The 16,177-nt window shown below is 42.7% G+C and carries 14 protein-coding genes; 5 read left to right on the forward strand and 9 right to left on the reverse strand.

Annotated elements, in window-relative coordinates; genetic code table 11:
* Position 1: 1 nt before the first annotated feature.
* Positions 2–1,198, reverse strand: a complete 1,197-nt coding sequence (locus D0T57_RS05860; protein ID WP_163271837.1) for a C40 family peptidase — start codon at positions 1,196–1,198, stop codon at positions 2–4.
* A 195-nt stretch (positions 1,199–1,393) separates the two neighbouring features.
* Between D0T57_RS05860 and D0T57_RS05865 the strand changes: the two genes are divergently transcribed.
* The 4 genes from D0T57_RS05865 to trxA all read left to right on the forward strand — a co-directional run bounded on the left by D0T57_RS05865 (position 1,394) and on the right by trxA (position 7,945).
* Positions 1,394–2,656, forward strand: coding sequence for a putative DNA modification/repair radical SAM protein (locus tag D0T57_RS05865; protein WP_163271839.1), 1,263 nt, complete (start codon positions 1,394–1,396; stop codon positions 2,654–2,656).
* Positions 2,657–2,702: 46 nt separating this feature from the next.
* A complete protein-coding gene (locus D0T57_RS05870) occupies positions 2,703–3,464 on the forward strand; it encodes a TIGR03915 family putative DNA repair protein (RefSeq protein WP_163271841.1) in 762 nt (253 codons plus the stop codon).
* A gap of 317 nt (positions 3,465–3,781) precedes the next feature.
* Positions 3,782–7,531, forward strand: coding sequence for a DNA polymerase III subunit alpha (gene dnaE / locus D0T57_RS05875; RefSeq protein ID WP_163271843.1), 3,750 nt, complete (start codon positions 3,782–3,784; stop codon positions 7,529–7,531).
* 96 nt (positions 7,532–7,627) lie between these two features.
* Complete coding sequence (gene trxA, locus D0T57_RS05880; protein ID WP_163271845.1) at positions 7,628–7,945, forward strand: thioredoxin; 318 nt, start codon at positions 7,628–7,630, stop codon at positions 7,943–7,945.
* A 635-nt stretch (positions 7,946–8,580) separates the two neighbouring features.
* Here trxA and D0T57_RS05885 read toward each other — a convergent pair.
* From D0T57_RS05885 to nusB, 7 genes are all read right to left on the reverse strand, one after another.
* The gene (locus D0T57_RS05885) at positions 8,581–9,360 is read right to left on the reverse strand and encodes a metal ABC transporter ATP-binding protein (RefSeq protein WP_163271847.1); all 780 of its coding nucleotides are present in this window, start codon (positions 9,358–9,360) and stop codon (positions 8,581–8,583) included.
* Positions 9,357–10,244: a metal ABC transporter solute-binding protein, Zn/Mn family gene (locus D0T57_RS05890; protein WP_163271849.1), complete on the reverse strand. Its 888-nt coding sequence runs from the start codon at positions 10,242–10,244 to the stop codon at positions 9,357–9,359. The genes D0T57_RS05885 and D0T57_RS05890 overlap by 4 nt, the downstream gene beginning before the upstream one ends.
* A 95-nt stretch (positions 10,245–10,339) precedes the next feature.
* A complete protein-coding gene (locus D0T57_RS05895) occupies positions 10,340–10,987 on the reverse strand; it encodes a carbonic anhydrase (protein WP_163271851.1) in 648 nt (215 codons plus the stop codon).
* 42 nt (positions 10,988–11,029) lie between these two features.
* Positions 11,030–11,611, reverse strand: coding sequence for a dephospho-CoA kinase (gene coaE / locus D0T57_RS05900; protein ID WP_163271853.1), 582 nt, complete (start codon positions 11,609–11,611; stop codon positions 11,030–11,032).
* A gap of 58 nt (positions 11,612–11,669) precedes the next feature.
* A complete protein-coding gene (locus D0T57_RS05905; protein WP_163271855.1) occupies positions 11,670–12,653 on the reverse strand; it encodes a YbbR-like domain-containing protein in 984 nt (327 codons plus the stop codon).
* Positions 12,654–12,707: 54 nt separating this feature from the next.
* Complete coding sequence (yajC, locus tag D0T57_RS05910) at positions 12,708–13,046, reverse strand: preprotein translocase subunit YajC (RefSeq protein ID WP_163271857.1); 339 nt, start codon at positions 13,044–13,046, stop codon at positions 12,708–12,710.
* A 126-nt stretch (positions 13,047–13,172) separates the two neighbouring features.
* Positions 13,173–14,099 (reverse strand): transcription antitermination factor NusB, encoded by a 927-nt coding sequence (nusB, locus tag D0T57_RS05915; protein WP_163271859.1) that lies wholly within the window; start codon positions 14,097–14,099, stop codon positions 13,173–13,175.
* 222 nt (positions 14,100–14,321) lie between these two features.
* Between nusB and D0T57_RS05920 the strand changes: the two genes are divergently transcribed.
* Complete coding sequence (locus D0T57_RS05920) at positions 14,322–14,747, forward strand: HIT family protein (RefSeq protein WP_163271861.1); 426 nt, start codon at positions 14,322–14,324, stop codon at positions 14,745–14,747.
* 106 nt (positions 14,748–14,853) lie between these two features.
* Here D0T57_RS05920 and der read toward each other — a convergent pair whose 3' ends face one another.
* Positions 14,854–16,167, reverse strand: a complete 1,314-nt coding sequence (der, locus tag D0T57_RS05925) for a ribosome biogenesis GTPase Der (RefSeq protein WP_163271863.1) — start codon at positions 16,165–16,167, stop codon at positions 14,854–14,856.
* Positions 16,168–16,177 lie beyond the last annotated feature (10 nt).

A 16,177-nucleotide genomic window follows, 5' to 3' on the forward strand; every position in this document is an offset into this window, starting at 1 on the left:
CTTAGTCTTGTGTCTTATACAATGGGTTATTTGCTATTGTCCACACGCCTTCGGTATCTGCTGCGCCTACCATCCTTCTGGCGCTTACCAATTCGGTGGCATTGCGTTCGTCATAGTTGGGTTTGTCTTTGTCGAGGCTGCTGATGCGGATGCACCCTGAGGCATGTATAAACTCATGGTTGCCAATATAGAAGCCGACATGGCGGATCCGTTGTTTTGCCGTTTCTGTCGCCTTCTTTCCGAAGAATAGCAGGTCGCCCGGTCGAAGGTTATCGTATCCGTCGGATATATCTACCGGAATCCCTGTATTTACCTGTTGCGAAGCGTCGCGCATGAGAATGATACCGTGCATAAACAGCACTTGCTTAGTGTATCCGCTGCAATCCATCCCTTTTACCGATGCACCTCCCCACACGTAGGGGATACCCATCATGGTAAGTGATTTCTTTACAAGGCTTTCTCCTGTAAGTTGTAAGCTGCTGCGCCATCTGTCGTATGGCATTGCCTGCGATTTCGATACATAGGCCTCTTTTCCATCGGGATAAGATACTTTATAAAACAAGCCTTTCTCCCCTTCCCACTTCAGGATATTGCCTTCTACAAGGTCGGAAATGGTTTGGCTGTTTTTGTCAGCATCTTTGTAAGCAAAGCCAAAGTAATCGGTGAATATCACTTTGGGCGCTTCTACCCATGTGTTGAACTCATCTTTGGTCATAGCATGGAAATTGGCATCCTGCGTCCAGCCTATATATCCGTCGGGGGTCTGAATCCTGTACCAGCCATCTTGTTGCAATATGCGTATAGGCGTTCCCAAAATGGCTTGTGTTGCCATTCCCGAAGTGAAATCAGGCTTCTCGCGAATATCGGCAACCGAAAGCTTTACCACTCCGTAGGTTTTGCCTTGCAAGTCTTCGGAGGGCAAGAGGCGGAGTTCGTTAACGATGGCAGGATATATCTCTTTGCTTCTTTCTATCAGCTCGTTGTATGCTTGTTCGTCGGAGGTTTCACCTCTTAGTATAGTGGTGATGGAGTCTTTGATCTGTACGTCATATACTTTTACACGTTTGTCGGCTATGTATTTGTCTTGCACTTGGTTTACTAATTGCTTCAAATCCAGGACATGCTTTTCCTGCTTTTTCGCACACGATGTTATTAGCAGGATGGAAATGGCTAGAAAGGAGAAGGTTGCTCTTGTCATATCTTATCTTATTTAGATGCTTTCCTACAAATGTAGTAAAAACAATATACTGATACAATGCCGATTCTATTATTTTGTTTATTTCACTGATTTATAATCAATTAATCTCACATGTACAACTTTTCAACAAACAGGGCTATTTTAAGGTTTTTTGTTCCGCATCTCTCGGATGAATTTCCTTTCTTTGTAACTGAGATGAACGAAAATGTACTCGAAAAACTGAAAGTGCTGGCCGAATCAGCGAAATACGATGTTTCGTGTTCTTCCAGTGGAACTGTCCGCAAGAATAAGGCCGGAACGCTCGGCAATACTGTGGGTGGTATGGGTATTTGCCATAGTTTTACCGAGGACGGGCGTTGTGTGTCGTTGCTGAAGATAATGCTTACAAATCACTGTATCTACGATTGCGCCTATTGTATCAATCGCCGGAGCAATGACATTCGCCGCGCAACATTTTCGGTCAGCGAACTTGTAGAACTCACCATTGAGTTTTATCGCCGCAACTATATCGAAGGGCTGTTCCTTAGTTCGGGGGTGATCAACAATCCCGATTATACGATGGAGCGTATGGTGAGGGTGGTAAAAGATTTGCGGCAAGTTCACCGCTTCAATGGCTATATACATATGAAAAGCATACCCGGAGCCAGTCAGGAGTTGATTAGCGAAGCCGGACTGTACGCCGACCGTATGAGTGTGAATCTCGAGATTCCGACCGAAGCCAACCTCAAGTTGCTTGCTCCCGAAAAAGACCATCGCAGTGTATATAAGCCTATGCGCTACATCCAGCAGGGTATGATGCAAAGCATAGAAGACCGTAAGAAGTTTAGGAAAGCACCCCGTTTTGTGCCTGCCGGGCAAAGCACGCAAATGATAGTAGGGGCAACCGACGAGCGCGACAAAGATATCTTGCGTGTTTCGTCTATCCTCTACAACCAAACGCAGATGCGCAGGGTATATTACTCAGGTTTTATCCCTGTGAATAGTTACGACAAGCGGCTTCCTACGCTCAAGCAAGCCCCATTGGTAAGGGAAAACAGGCTGTATCAAGCCGATTGGCTGATGCGTTTTTACCAGTACCGTGCCGACGAAATAGTGGACGACTCTTATCCCGACCTCGATCTCGAAATCGACCCCAAACTGGCATGGGCGCTTCGTCATCCTGAGTATTTTCCCATAGATATCAATAAGGCTGACTACAGCATGGTACTCCGTGTGCCGGGAATAGGTGTGAAATCAGCACAATTTATTGTAATGGCTCGCAGGCATGGCAGGATCAATGCTTCGCAGCTGAAAAAGATAGGCGTGGTAATGAAGAAGGCACAGTATTTCATCACTTGCAACGAATTGCCGATGTACACGGTCAACGAGGCCACACCGGAATATGTGCGTAAGGTATTGACAGCTCCGAAAAAGAAGAAGGGGGACGAAAATCAATTATCTATAATTTTTCCCGATTGATAAATTAAAACTTGTACCTCGTACCTTGTTTACTTGTATCTGAATAATGATAGTTTTTTTCTACGATAGAACTTTCGAAGGATTGCTTACCGCCATATTCGACACATATAGCCGGAAGGTATTTCCTGATATGCTTTTAGGCGAAGGAGATGTACCTCCCCTGTTTATGGACGACAGTTATACCGTAATCACTCAGGAGGACAAAGCCGGCCGTGTGTGGACAGCTTTGGAAAATAAAATGAGTACATTGGCACGCAGCATGCTTACATACGCATGGCTGTCGGAAGAGAAAGAAAGCGACAATCTCCTTTTTCGCTATATCAAAAAGACTATCGACAGTAAAATCCCTATAGAAACCAACTTCGGAGACGATGACGTATTGCGGGTACACCAGATAGCCAAAAAGGTATCGCACGAAAAACAGTATATCAAAATGTTCCTCCGCTTCCAGAAAGCTGCCGACGATATATTCTTTGCCCCCATCGCACCTCGTCACAACGCAATGCCACTGGCTATCCCGCATTTCAAAGACCGCTTTGCCGACCAGAAATGGGTGATATATGACATTAAACGCCACTATGGGTATTATTACGACCTGCAAAAAGTAGAAGAAATTACCCTGGATAATGACGAACACCTGTTGAGCGGAAAACTCGACGAAAACCTGATGGCCGAAGACGAAAAAATGTTTCAGGATCTATGGAAAGGGTATATTAAGTCGATGACGATAAAAGAACGTATCAACCTAAAGTTGCAACGTCAGCATATGCCGCGCCGTTTCTGGAAATTGCTTACCGAAAAGCAATAGTAAGAGCCTGTTTAAATTTTAGCGAAAATATTTCTTATAGGTTCTTTAATATAGTTCTTAGCAACTTTTTTATGCTCTTTTTAGCGTATTTTCCATATTTTGCTCTCGGTTTAGCCCGCTAAACCAGCGAGCAAAACACGTAAAACACATCTGAAAATAGCTATAAAAAAGATTTGCTATAAAATTTAAACAGACTCTAAGATTTATATATACGACATAGAAAAAACTTACATGTTGAAAACCGGATGCAGATTTTCTTCCTTATGCATTCTATTTGTAGTAACTTTACGAGTCGAGAATAAGCAAAAATATAACCTATGAGTAATTTTGTTCACCTACACGTCCACTCCCAATACTCCCTGCTCGATGGCCAGGCCAGTATCTCCAAATTGGTAGATAAGGCAATAGCAGACGGCATGAAAGGCATTGCCCTCACCGATCATGGAGCAATGTATGGGGTTAAAGAGTTTTTTAATTATGTAAAGAAGAAAAATTCGAAATACGATGGTGCGATAAAGGACTTGAAAGCCCAGATAAAGAATCTGGAGGCTGAAACAGACTCCCATAATACCGAAAAGGTTGCAGAACTTAAAATAAAGATACACGAAGAGGAATCTAAAAAGTTTAAGCCCATTATCGGGTGCGAATGCTATGTAGCCCGCCGGGGACGCAAGAAGAAAGAAGGCAAACCCGATATGAGCGGGTGGCATCTGGTTGTATTGGCTAAAAATAAGACAGGCTATAAGAATCTCATCAAAATGGTATCTTATGGTTGGACAGAAGGTTTTTATGCCCGTCCGCGTATAGATAAAGAATTACTCGAAAAATATCACGAAGGGCTCATTGTATCTACTGCCTGCCTCGGAGGTGAAGTGCCGAAGAAAATAACGGCTGGAGAAACCGAAGAAGCAGAGAAGGCCGTGCAATGGTTCAAAAACCTTTTTGGCGACGATTTTTATCTCGAACTTCAACGCCATAAAACCAATCGCCCCGATGCCAACAGGGAGGCATACCCTTTGCAGGAAAAAGTGAATACAGAGCTATTGCGGATAGGCGAAAAATACAATGTAAAGGTAATAGCAACCAACGACGTACACTTTGTAGACGAAGACGATGCCGATGCACACGACCGCCTTATATGCCTCAGCACAGGTAAGGACTTCGACGACCCGGCACGTATGCGCTATACCAAGCAGGAATGGCTGAAAACAACAGCGGAGATGACCCAGCTTTTTCACGATGTACCGCAGGTTATCAGCAATACGCTGGATGTTGTAAACAAAGTTGAATATTATTCCATCGACTCCGATGCCTTAATGCCTTTCTTCGATATAGACGCTTCCTTTGGAACAGAAGAAGGCTATAAGATAATGTATTCGGAAGAAGACTTGGTGAAAGAATTTGGGGAAGATGCTTATAAGCGTTTAGGAGGTTACGATAAAGTAATCCGTATCAAGCTCGAATCTGACTATCTGGCTCACTTAACCAAAGTTGGAGCAGAGAGTAGATACGGGAAAGACATGAATGAAGAGACGAAAGAACGTCTGGAGTTTGAGCTGAACACAATGAAGACGATGGGATTTCCCGGGTACTTCCTCATAGTACAAGACTTCATTAAAGCTGCCCGTGATATGGGTGTTGCTGTTGGGCCCGGGCGTGGTTCTGCTGCCGGGTCGGCAGTAGCCTACTGCTTGGGTATCACCGATATCGACCCTATAAAATACGACCTCCTGTTCGAACGTTTCCTCAATCCCGACCGTATATCCATGCCCGATATAGATATCGACTTCGACGACGACGGGCGCGGCAAGGTCTTGAAATGGGTGACCGAAAAATATGGGCAGGAACGTGTAGCACACATCATTACCTATGGTACTATGGCTACCAAATCGGCTATAAAGGACGTGGCACGGGTTCAGAAGTTGCCGTTGTCCGAATCGAATCGTTTGGCAAAATATGTACCCGACCGTATTCCTGATAAGAAAAAGGTTACGCTGAAAGACGCTATAGATTATGTGCCCGAATTGAAGGAAGCGGCATTAAGCTCCGACCCGACAATGCGAGATACCTTGAAATATGCACAAATGCTCGAAGGCAATGTGCGCAACGTAGGGGTACATGCCTGCGGAATAATCATCGGGCAACAAGATATTTCGGATATTGTGCCCGTAGGTACGGCCGAAGATAAGGAAACCGGAGAGACTATCCTCGTGACCCAATATGAAGGCACGGTGATTGAGGAAACCGGACTGATAAAGATGGACTTTCTCGGTCTGAAAACCTTATCTATTATAAAGGAAGCCCTCGATAATATAAAGCATACTACAGGCGAAACGATAAATATAGATACCATATCGCTCGACGACCCTGTAACATATGAGCTCTATAGCCAGGGAAAAACAACAGGTACATTCCAGTTTGAGTCTGCCGGTATGCAGAAATACCTTAAAGAATTGCAGCCTACCAAGTTTGAAGACCTGATAGCCATGAATGCCCTGTACCGTCCCGGTCCGATGGACTATATTCCGTCTTTTATCGCCCGCAAGCATGGACGCGAAGAAATATCGTACGATATTCCGGAAATGGAGAAATACCTTAACGATACGTATGGTATTACGGTATATCAGGAACAGGTCATGCTCTTGTCGCGCCAATTGGCCGGCTTTACACGCGGTCAGTCCGACGAACTTCGTAAGGCTATGGGTAAAAAGCTCATCGACAAGATGAATGCCCTGAAAGAAAAATTCCTGAACGGGGGAGCTGAACGCGGACACAACAAGAAAACATTGGATAAGATATGGGCCGACTGGGAAAAGTTTGCATCATACGCATTCAACAAATCGCATGCCACCTGCTATTCGTGGGTAGCATACCAGACCGCATGGCTCAAGGCTAATTATCCGTCGGAATATATGGCGGCGGTCTTGTCGCGCAACTTATCGAACATTACGGAAATCACCAAGTTTATGGATGAGTGTAAAGCCATGAACATGAATGTACTCGGGCCCGATGTGAACGAATCCTTCCTAAAGTTTTCGGTAAATAAGGCTGGCGATATACGGTTTGGGCTTGCTGCCGTGAAGGGTGTAGGAGAAGGCGCCGTGATGAACATCATCGAAGAACGCGAAAAGAACGGGCCGTTCAAGGATATTTTCGATTTCGTAGAACGCGTGAATCTGAGTTCGTGCAATAAGAAGAATATAGAATCGCTGGCTTTGGCAGGAGCTTTCGATGCTTTTACAGAAATCAGCCGCGAACAATTCTTTGGTTTAAACAGCAAAAATGAAACATTTATCGACATGCTTATCCGCTATGGGAACAAATATCAGGTGGATAAGAACCAAGCTGCCAATTCTCTGTTCGGTGACGATTCGTCGTTCGATATTGCCCATCCCGATATCCCTGTGGTTTCGCGATGGTCCGACCTCGAACGTTTGAACAAAGAACGCGAACTTATCGGCATCTATCTCTCGGCTCATCCGCTTGACGATTACCGTATTGTGCTCGACTATGTGTGTAATGTAGGCATGGCCGAAATAGAAGATAAAGATGCATTGAAAAACAAAGAGCTAACATTCGGAGGCTTAGTTTCGGGCGTAAGGGAAGGTATTACCAAGAATAATAAGCCTTACATGATAATTAAGCTTGAAGACTTTACCGGTAGCGGAGAGTTGGCTCTTTTTGGCGACGACTATATCAATTTTGGCAAATACGGGCGTCCGGGGCTTTACCTTTATATAAAAGGGAAAGTGCAGGGACGTAAGTTCGATGCCAATCAAATGGAATTGAAAATACATTCTATACAGCTTCTTCCCGATGTAAAAGACCAGTTGATAGAAAAAATAACGATCACTCTTCCTTTGCATGACATGAATAATCAGATAGTTGAAGAATTATCAATATTAACCAAAAACAATCCGGGAAATTCGTTGTTATATTTTAAGATAATTGACGGAGAGCGCAATATGAAGGTCGATCTGTTTTCCAGAGGTTTTAAAGTAAATGTACAAAAGGAACTTATTGATTATCTGACTGAAAACGAAAATCTGGATTTTAAGTTGAACTAACTATTTTTATATTAAGAATAGATTATTTACCTTTGTACGGCAAAAAAAACTAATAGATTAAACTAATAACAATTATAAACTCAATAAATAAAAGTTATGGCTTTAGAAATTACAGATGCAAGTTTCGAAGATTTATTGCAATCGGACAAACCTCTGGTTATAGATTTTTGGGCAGAATGGTGCGGTCCTTGCCGTATGGTTGGCCCTATCGTAGAAGAATTGGCAGAAGAATATGCCGATAAGGTTATTATAGGAAAAGTAGATACTGAGTCGAATGATGATATCGTAGGCAGATATGGTATCCGCAACATCCCCACTATTTTGTTTATCAAAAACGGAGAGGTAGTAGACAAGCAGGTTGGTGCAGCTCAGAAAGCTGTTTTAGCAGAGAAAATAGAAAATCTTTTGAAATAAGATAAAGAAACGTATCACTTACAAGGAAAAGAGGGTGTAAAAAAGTCTGAATACACGCTCTTTTCCTTTTTTGGGCTTAAGCAACTGTTACTAAGCAACTTTTCATCAATAAAATCCGATTTTGCGCAAAGCCATAAATTATTGTTAAAAAAAGAAGAAAAGATTGATATTCAAACCATCCCTACAATTATCATATTATTCCCACAAACTCCCCCTCTCACTCAAAATACATCTATATTACGCTTATTATTATCAAAATGCACAGCAAAAACACCCTAAGCAATAAAAAAGAGAAAACATTCTCCATTTAATACAAATTCACATTAAAAAACATTTGTTTATTGAAAATTTATGACTTACTTTATATTGCTTAAATGACAATCGGAACAAACTAATTAATGGTATGAGGATATTTTATTATCTTTTTAGCAGCAATAAGGAAATCTACAAAAGGTTAGCTGAGGAGTATGACGTAAAACCTATAGACGTTTACGACTTAGCTCATGGAAAGCGAGCAATAAGTTTGAAAGATTACAGCATTTTAGATGAGTTAGCTAAGCTTGGACTCATCAGTGGTTGGATGTATAGGTAACCAGTCGCCGTTACGGGGTGTCTATAACTACTTAATCTAATCCTTACTTACAACAATCGCATCCATTGTGTTTTTCCAAAACACGGTGAGGAAAATCGCCATGTCCGATAATTTCTATCGGGCATGAGGAATATGTGCTCTCAAGCCAGGAGGAAGTAATATCTGCGCCGGCATGATAGTGTAGTCCTTCGTTGACGCAAGCGATATTCTTTACAAGCGAAATAACTGTACCCACATCGTGCGATACAAGTACTATTGCAGTTTTGTGGTTAATTTCTTCGAGCAATTTGTAGAAATTATTCTCAAAACGTTTGTCTACATACGAATTGGGCTCGTCCAACACCAGCAGGTCGGGCTGGTCGATAATAGCGCGCCCCAGCAGTACGCGTTGCAACTGTCCGCCTGAGAGCGCCCCTATAGGACGGTCGAGCAGTTTTTCCAATCCCATATGGGCAGCAGTTTCAGCTACCAGCTGCCTTTGCTCGCGCGTATATGGCGAAAAGAATCGACGGCGTGGGGTAAGCCCCGACAGAATAACATCGTGAACCGAAATAGGAAACTTCTTGTCTATCTGGTTGATCTGCGGAAGATAACCTATGTTTATCCGGTCTGTCTTGTGCCCGTCCTTATAGAAGGAAATTGATCCCTGCGATGGCTTTACCAGTCCGAGTATAGTCTTCAACAGGGTAGTTTTGCCACCGCCATTAGGTCCTATAATACCCAGAAAATCATCGGCTGAAACATCTAGGTTGACATTTTTTAGTACTGCAGGGTGGTCTTCGTAGCCCACGGTAACATTCCTTAGTTCTATCAATGTATTCATAAGCTTTCCGTTGCCAAAGCTTTAGCTATTTTAATCATTTCCTTGCTCCAGTGATATGTAGTAAGGTTGATGGGTATCGCCTTGCCACCAATGGCGTTCGCTATGGTTTCGGCATTTTTGGTATCAAATTCGCGCTGTATAAAAACGACTTTTACGCCCTCTTCTTTTGCTTTGTCTATCAATGCTTTGAGTTGCGAAGGCGAAGGGCTTTTCCCATCTTCTTCCATCGCATATTGGGTCAACCCGTAGTCTTTGGCAAAATAGCTTAATGCCGGATGATAAATGATAAACGCTTTGGATGGGGCTTTGTCGAGGTAAGAGCGGATAATGCTGTCGGTACGGTTAAATTCGGCAAGCAGCTTGTTATAGCCTTTCGTATAATCGGCTTTATTCAGGCTATCGAGCTTTGTTACAGCATTATACATATTTGTTGCCATTAGCTTTGCCGATGTCACCGAACTCCATGTATGCGGATCGCCTGCCATATGCCCGTGCAGATGCTCATCGCCATGATGGTGTGAACAATTCTCATCCCCTCCGATAATGTCGATGCCTTCGGATGAATCTACAACAAGGAGGCTATTATTATTTTCCAGCGCTTTTTCTATCAGGCCATGCTCTATACCGAGATATCCAACCTTAAAATATGCTTTGCTCCGGCTGAGATGCCTCATCTGCCCGGGAGTAAAATCAGTGCTTTCTGGATTACCTCCTGCCGCAACGATGCTCACCACATCGAAGTGATGGCCGACAATTTCGTCGAGGAAATATTTCTGAGGATCTATAGTGACGGCTAATGTAGCCGGGCGTTCTGCTTTGGGGGGCTTGCAAGCTAATGCGAAGAATGTTGTAAAAACTAAAGTAAGTATGAATTTATACTTCATTTTTTCAATATTGGGATTTTTTATTTCAATGCGTAAAGTTACAAAAAAATCAACGGTTACCTATTGCTTTCGTTCAAATAGAACTATGCTGCAAACTATTTATCCGTCAGATTGTAAATCTTACGAATGCGATCCAGTTCTTTTTCAAAGTCTATCTTGAGGTCGATAAGCATACCGTTTTCGAGATCGTAAACCCAACCTGCTACACGCGGATAGCCTGTCTTGAGATAAGACTTCTGCACCTCTGCCGTCTTTATCACATTGAGGCTTTGTTCGTAGACATTGAGTTCTACCAAACGGTTGTGGCGGGCTTGTAAGTCGGTTATAGCATCCAGTTCTTTCTCATGCAGGCGGTACACATCGCGCACATTCCTGAGCCAGGGGTTGAGTATCCCCAAATCGCGTGGCTGCATAGCTGCATTTATCCCTCCACAATTATAATGTCCGCAGACTATAATATATTTTACATTGAGGTATTCCACCCCAAAATTGATTACCGACAGGGCATTCAGGTCGCTATTGACTACAAGGTTTGCAATATTGCGATGTACAAAGACTTCGCCCGGCTGCAATCCCATTATCTCGTTGGCATGCACACGGCTGTCGGAACAACCGATATACAAAAAGTCGGGATTCTGGGCTTTTGCCAGATGGGCAAAAAAATCGGGATCCTCGGCATTTTTGGCATCGGCCCATTTCTTATTGGCTTCGAAAATATTTTTATATAATTCGTCGGAATACATTAGTCGTTACGAGTTACAAGTGACTAGACTCCACACCTCGAACTAGCCCCTCAATTTGTCAACAATCGTTTGTACCTGTGCTATAAGCGACAGTTTATTATCATTAACAATTACAAAGTCGGAAAGTTCGGCCTTTTGCTCGTCAGGCATTTGATTCTGTATGCGTTCCAATACCTTTTCGCGCGGAATATTATCTCTTGCCATCACTCTTTCTATCCTCATATCCAATGGCGTATAAACCATCACAACTTTGTCCATCAGTTTATCGAAACCCGACTCGAAAAGTATGGCCGCCTCTTGTGCTACTACAGGAAAATGAGCTTGGGAGCTTGCCCAATTAATAAAATCGTTCTTTACTTCGGGATGGATAATTGCATTGACTGCCGCCAGTTTTTCTTTGTCGTTGAAGATATGGGTAGCTAGTAAAGCTTTGTCGAGCACACCACCGTCGAAGAGTTCTTCTCCAAACATAGCAATCAGTTTTTCCTTTATTACAGGAGAGGTAGCCACCAGACGCTTACTTTCCCTATCGGCAATATATACGGGTATGCCCAAAAGTTCGAAGAGTTGCGAAACGGTAGATTTTCCGCTACCGATACCGCCGGTTATGCCTATGGTTATCATGGTTAATTATAAATTGGTGCAAGGGGTGCGATAAAGAACTTATCCCCTACCCTTTCGATTATTTCCTTTCGAGAACAAATTCCACTTCTGCCGGAACGGGCACTTTAGCTTCTATATAATCGGGGCTTTCGGTAATCCGCACAGGAATAAGGGGCTCGGTAAGGCTTTTTATGTCATTATAGTCCACCTTTACCTCAAAGTTATTTGCAGTAATATCGTTGTACCTGCTCAGTCCTACAATAATAGGTATTGTCACCGAAGAAGGAAAGAAACGGATATTGAGATTGTCGGGCAGATTGACGATGGTTATAGGTACTTCTATCTCCTTGGTGTTGAATTGGTCGACCGGAACGGAGATGTTTACCATGTCGGGAACGAATTTAACGCCTTTTATCGGCTTGATAGGTACTTCTATCTTTGTGCTTGATGTTACTTCCTTTATGGTGTCGTCTACTGTATGCACGTAGCGAATAGTGTCGAGCGCAGTACGGCTACCATATACAGTTACCGAATCGGGGTTTACAGTCAGATCGCCATCGATAATATAGCCTGTGGCCAACGATATATACCCATCGTAGATTACCGGCAGACGTTTTTCGCGCAGTATGACATAATCATATGCCAAACGCGAAGGTGAATAGCTGATTAGTTCGGATGAAGAAAAAAGCTGGTTGCGGATCAATTGTTCCATACTTTTACTCAGTATCACCGGATCCTCCTGCTCGTGTATCAGTTTTCTTATATCTATTACAAGCGAGTCGTTGCGCTTGGTGAAATAATACCTGAACATGGTTACTCCATCGTCTTTTATACGCACTGTGATCTTATCGACCAACTCGTTGTCGAAAATTATGCTGTCGGGAACGTTTACATATTTTATCGGTATATTGATGGTCGATTCAAATTTCTCGCGATAAACTTGCATCAACCAGAAGATGGACGACAAGAGTAGAAAAAACAAAAAAGTCAGTGTCTTTTTCCACGAAATGTTTCTGAAAGACGACCTGACTTTTTGTATTATTATGTCCTTAGTATCGCTCATGGGCTATACCATCTTTTTAGATAGGGACCGATTCGGTTTTAAAGAAATTGCCTGTTATTTTGCCTGAGTATCTTCCGGGCTGGTATAAACAGATGATTTCTCTATTTTTATTTTTGTATTTTCTGCTATTTCGATGATAAAATAAGTATCTCCTACTTCTTTTACGCGTCCGTGTATGCCGCCGGCTGTTACTACTTTATCGCCTACTTTTATGGCATTGCGGGCTTCCTGTAGTTGTTTTTGTTTCTTTTGTTGTGGTCTTATCATGAAGAAGTACATAATAGCAAACAAGGCTACCATCATTACAATCATGCCTGTACTTCCTCCCAACAGGCCTCCGCCACCAGCTGCAGCTCCTCCGCCTCCTTGTAATAATACGTTTAATAAAGTCATAATTCTTTTTGTTACAAGTTATATTTGTTTAATAATTTTTCCTTTCTTTAGCCTGCCTTCCGACAGGTTTACAAATATACACGATAAATTTCAATCTACGACAACGCGCAAACGGTATAAATATTATTATTTCTTAATTATCCGTTTTTCTTCTTTCAGGTCTTTGACCATAGAGTCGAGGATACCATTGATGAAGGATGCACTTTTTGCTGTGCTGTACGATTTAGATATATCTATATATTCGTTGAGTGTAACGCTTACCGGTATGGAGGGAAATGTGAGCAGCTCGGCTGTGGCTATCTGCATGATTACCATATCCATCATGGCTATGCGCTCCGTCTCCCAGTTTTTCGTATATTTATCTATCAGGGCACGGTATTCTTTTCCGTTGAAAAGTGATTCGCGAAGCAGTTTAAATGCAAATTCGCGGTCTGTTTCGTCTTTAAACATCGGCAGCAATTCCTGTTCTATGCCATTCTTGGGATCGAAACGTTTGATTGTTTTCAATACAAACGATTCTACGATTTCTACATCATCGTTCCAATATAGGCTTTCGTCTTCGAGCGTATTGCAAAGTTCTTCGTTGGCCGATATGATTTGTTTGAATATTTTCCGCCAGAACTCCCGGTCGATTTCGTAGCTATGATCGTTGTTTGCAGCATATTCCTTATATGCTTCCGAATCGAGGATATTATCGAGCAGGTTGCGCAAGAAAGCGTCATGTTCGCTCCACGCAAATGGCCTGTCAGCCATATATTTCACGAAATAGACATTGTCGCGAAGCTGCTTTATAAAAAGGTTTTCTATCAGCCGCATATTGGGCGAACGGTCTTCTTCGGTAGGACGCAGTTTCGCTTTACGGGCTTCTATGCGTTGCTTGTAGGCATCGGTAAGCTCTACCATGAGCGCAAGTAAGTAGTAATAAAGGTCGTAAGATTTTTGCAAGCTGAGCAAGAGCTCCGATTCGGCTTTTCTCAAGTCGGTAGTTTCACTGTGGCAACATGCAAATACTATTTGCACCACCCTGATACGGATAAGAACGCGGTTTATCATTTTTTGTACTTATATAGCCTGTGGCATAAAAATATTTCAGCGGGCAAAATTAAGCATTTTTTTGTTATTGTACGTTCTTATACAGATAATAAATCGCTTAAAGGTAAAAAACTATCGGGGTCATTCTGGTTTTTCTATTTGTAAATCCTTTTTGTTTCAACAGGTTTCCGGCTAAAAGTTTATCTTTACATCATAGTTTATTAACATTAAAGAAAAAACAGCATGAAAAGTGATCCTAAAGAATGTTTGTATTGCCAAAACAACGAAACCTTACACAACCTGATGATCGAAATCGCCCCGTTGCGTGTTTCGCGTGCATTCTTATTCAAAGAACAGACCTACAGCGGACGTTGCCTTGTTGCTTATAACGGGCATATCAACGACCTGAACGAACTCAGTGGCGACGAACTCAATGCCTTTATGACCGATGTGGCTCAGGTTACGCGTGCAATGGATAAGGTTTTCAGCCCCGAGAAAATCAACTATGGTGCATATTCGGACAAGTTGTCGCACCTGCATTTCCATCTTGTACCTAAATATATTGACGGGCCCGACTATGGTGGTACTTTCCAGATGAATCCGGATAAGGTTTATCTTTCGGATAGTGAATATGAGGAGATGATAGGGAAGATAAAGGCGGCGTTGTAGGTACTGAGGATATAATTATGAAACAGAAACGAGGCTGTGACAAAATTAATTTGGAACAGCCTCGCTTATATTCTCTATATCAGAAGAACAGATAAAAGTATTAGTCCTATTTTTCGCGTATAAAAATATTTATCGGTGTGCCGGACAAATCCCAGTGATCGCGTATACGGTTTTCAAGGAAACGCTTATATGGGTCTTTAATCCATTGCGGCAGGTTGCAGAAGAAAACGAACGAAGGGATCTGCGTATTTGGCAACTGGGTTATATATTTTATTTTTATATACTTCCCTTTGTTCGACGGCGGCGGAGTATGCTCTATAATCGGCAACATTACTTCGTTGAGTTTGTGAGTAGGAATACGCGTTTTGCGACGACCATATACCTCTTTTGCCACTTCGAGCACTTTCAATATACGCTGCTTGGTTTCGGCAGAAGCAAAGATGATAGGAAAATCGGTAAATGGTGCAAGTCGGTTGCGGATAGCATTTTCGAAGGTCTTGATAACTATCTGCTCTTTATTTTCCACCAAGTCCCATTTATTGACACAGACTACCAATCCCTTTTTATTCTTTTGGATAAGGGAAAATATATTCAAGTCCTGGCTTTCGATGCCCTTTGTGGCATCTATCATCAGAATACAAACATCCGAATTTTCGATAGCTTTGATAGAACGTATTACTGAATAGTATTCGAGGTCTTCGGTCACTTTTCCTTTCTTGCGGATACCGGCAGTATCTACGAGGTAGAAGTCCATGCCGAACTTGTCGAACCGTGTATATATCGAATCGCGCGTAGTACCGGCTATATCTGTCACTATGTTGCGTTCTTCCCCTATCAAGGCATTCAGCAACGACGATTTACCGGCATTTGGGCGTCCTACAATAGCGATACGAGGAATTTCCTCTAATTGCTCATCTTCACCCTTTTTCGTAAACTTAGTAATGATGATATCGAGCAGATCTCCTGTGCCCGAACCGTTTATAGCCGACACATTGATAGGATCGCCAAGCCCCAATGCATAAAATTCTGCCGAATGTGCATGCAGGTTGAAATTGTCGGCTTTGTTAGAAACCAGCAATACAGGCTTTTTGGTACGGCGCAACATGTTGCCCACCCCCATATCGAGGTCAGTCAGCCCGTTCATTACATCTACCATGAAGAGTATAACGTCTGCTTCTTCGATTGCGATGGATACTTGTTTGTTTATTTCACTCTCGAAAACATCGTCGGAATTGACCACCCATCCTCCGGTATCGACCAGAGAAAACTCTTGCCCGCCCCACTCTGTTTTTCCATATTGGCGGTCGCGCGTGGTTCCCGAAGTTTCGTCTACAATAGCTTGCCGGCTCTCGGTCAAACGATTAAACAAGGTGGACTTGCCTACATTAGGCCGCCCGACTATAGCTACTAAATTTCCCATAATTTGTTAT

The sequence above is a fragment of the Dysgonomonas sp. 511 genome, from assembly GCF_010501105.1.
GTDB lineage: Bacteria > Bacteroidota > Bacteroidia > Bacteroidales > Dysgonomonadaceae > Dysgonomonas.

What these genes read in the sequence shown, in the direction of transcription:
- D0T57_RS05860 (WP_163271837.1), bottom strand. Translation starts at nt 1,198, where the DNA reads ATGACAAGAGCAACCTTCTCCTTTCTAGCCATTTCCATCCTGCTAATA.
- D0T57_RS05865 (WP_163271839.1), top strand. Translation starts at nt 1,394, where the DNA reads ATGAACGAAAATGTACTCGAAAAACTGAAAGTGCTGGCCGAATCAGCG.
- D0T57_RS05870 (WP_163271841.1), top strand. Translation starts at nt 2,703, where the DNA reads ATGATAGTTTTTTTCTACGATAGAACTTTCGAAGGATTGCTTACCGCC.
- dnaE (WP_163271843.1), top strand. Translation starts at nt 3,782, where the DNA reads ATGAGTAATTTTGTTCACCTACACGTCCACTCCCAATACTCCCTGCTC.
- trxA (WP_163271845.1), top strand. Translation starts at nt 7,628, where the DNA reads ATGGCTTTAGAAATTACAGATGCAAGTTTCGAAGATTTATTGCAATCG.
- D0T57_RS05885 (WP_163271847.1), bottom strand. Translation starts at nt 9,360, where the DNA reads ATGAATACATTGATAGAACTAAGGAATGTTACCGTGGGCTACGAAGAC.
- D0T57_RS05890 (WP_163271849.1), bottom strand. Translation starts at nt 10,244, where the DNA reads ATGAAGTATAAATTCATACTTACTTTAGTTTTTACAACATTCTTCGCA.
- D0T57_RS05895 (WP_163271851.1), bottom strand. Translation starts at nt 10,987, where the DNA reads ATGTATTCCGACGAATTATATAAAAATATTTTCGAAGCCAATAAGAAA.
- coaE (WP_163271853.1), bottom strand. Translation starts at nt 11,611, where the DNA reads ATGATAACCATAGGCATAACCGGCGGTATCGGTAGCGGAAAATCTACC.
- D0T57_RS05905 (WP_163271855.1), bottom strand. Translation starts at nt 12,653, where the DNA reads ATGAGCGATACTAAGGACATAATAATACAAAAAGTCAGGTCGTCTTTC.
- yajC (WP_163271857.1), bottom strand. Translation starts at nt 13,046, where the DNA reads ATGACTTTATTAAACGTATTATTACAAGGAGGCGGAGGAGCTGCAGCT.
- nusB (WP_163271859.1), bottom strand. Translation starts at nt 14,099, where the DNA reads ATGATAAACCGCGTTCTTATCCGTATCAGGGTGGTGCAAATAGTATTT.
- D0T57_RS05920 (WP_163271861.1), top strand. Translation starts at nt 14,322, where the DNA reads ATGAAAAGTGATCCTAAAGAATGTTTGTATTGCCAAAACAACGAAACC.
- der (WP_163271863.1), bottom strand. Translation starts at nt 16,167, where the DNA reads ATGGGAAATTTAGTAGCTATAGTCGGGCGGCCTAATGTAGGCAAGTCC.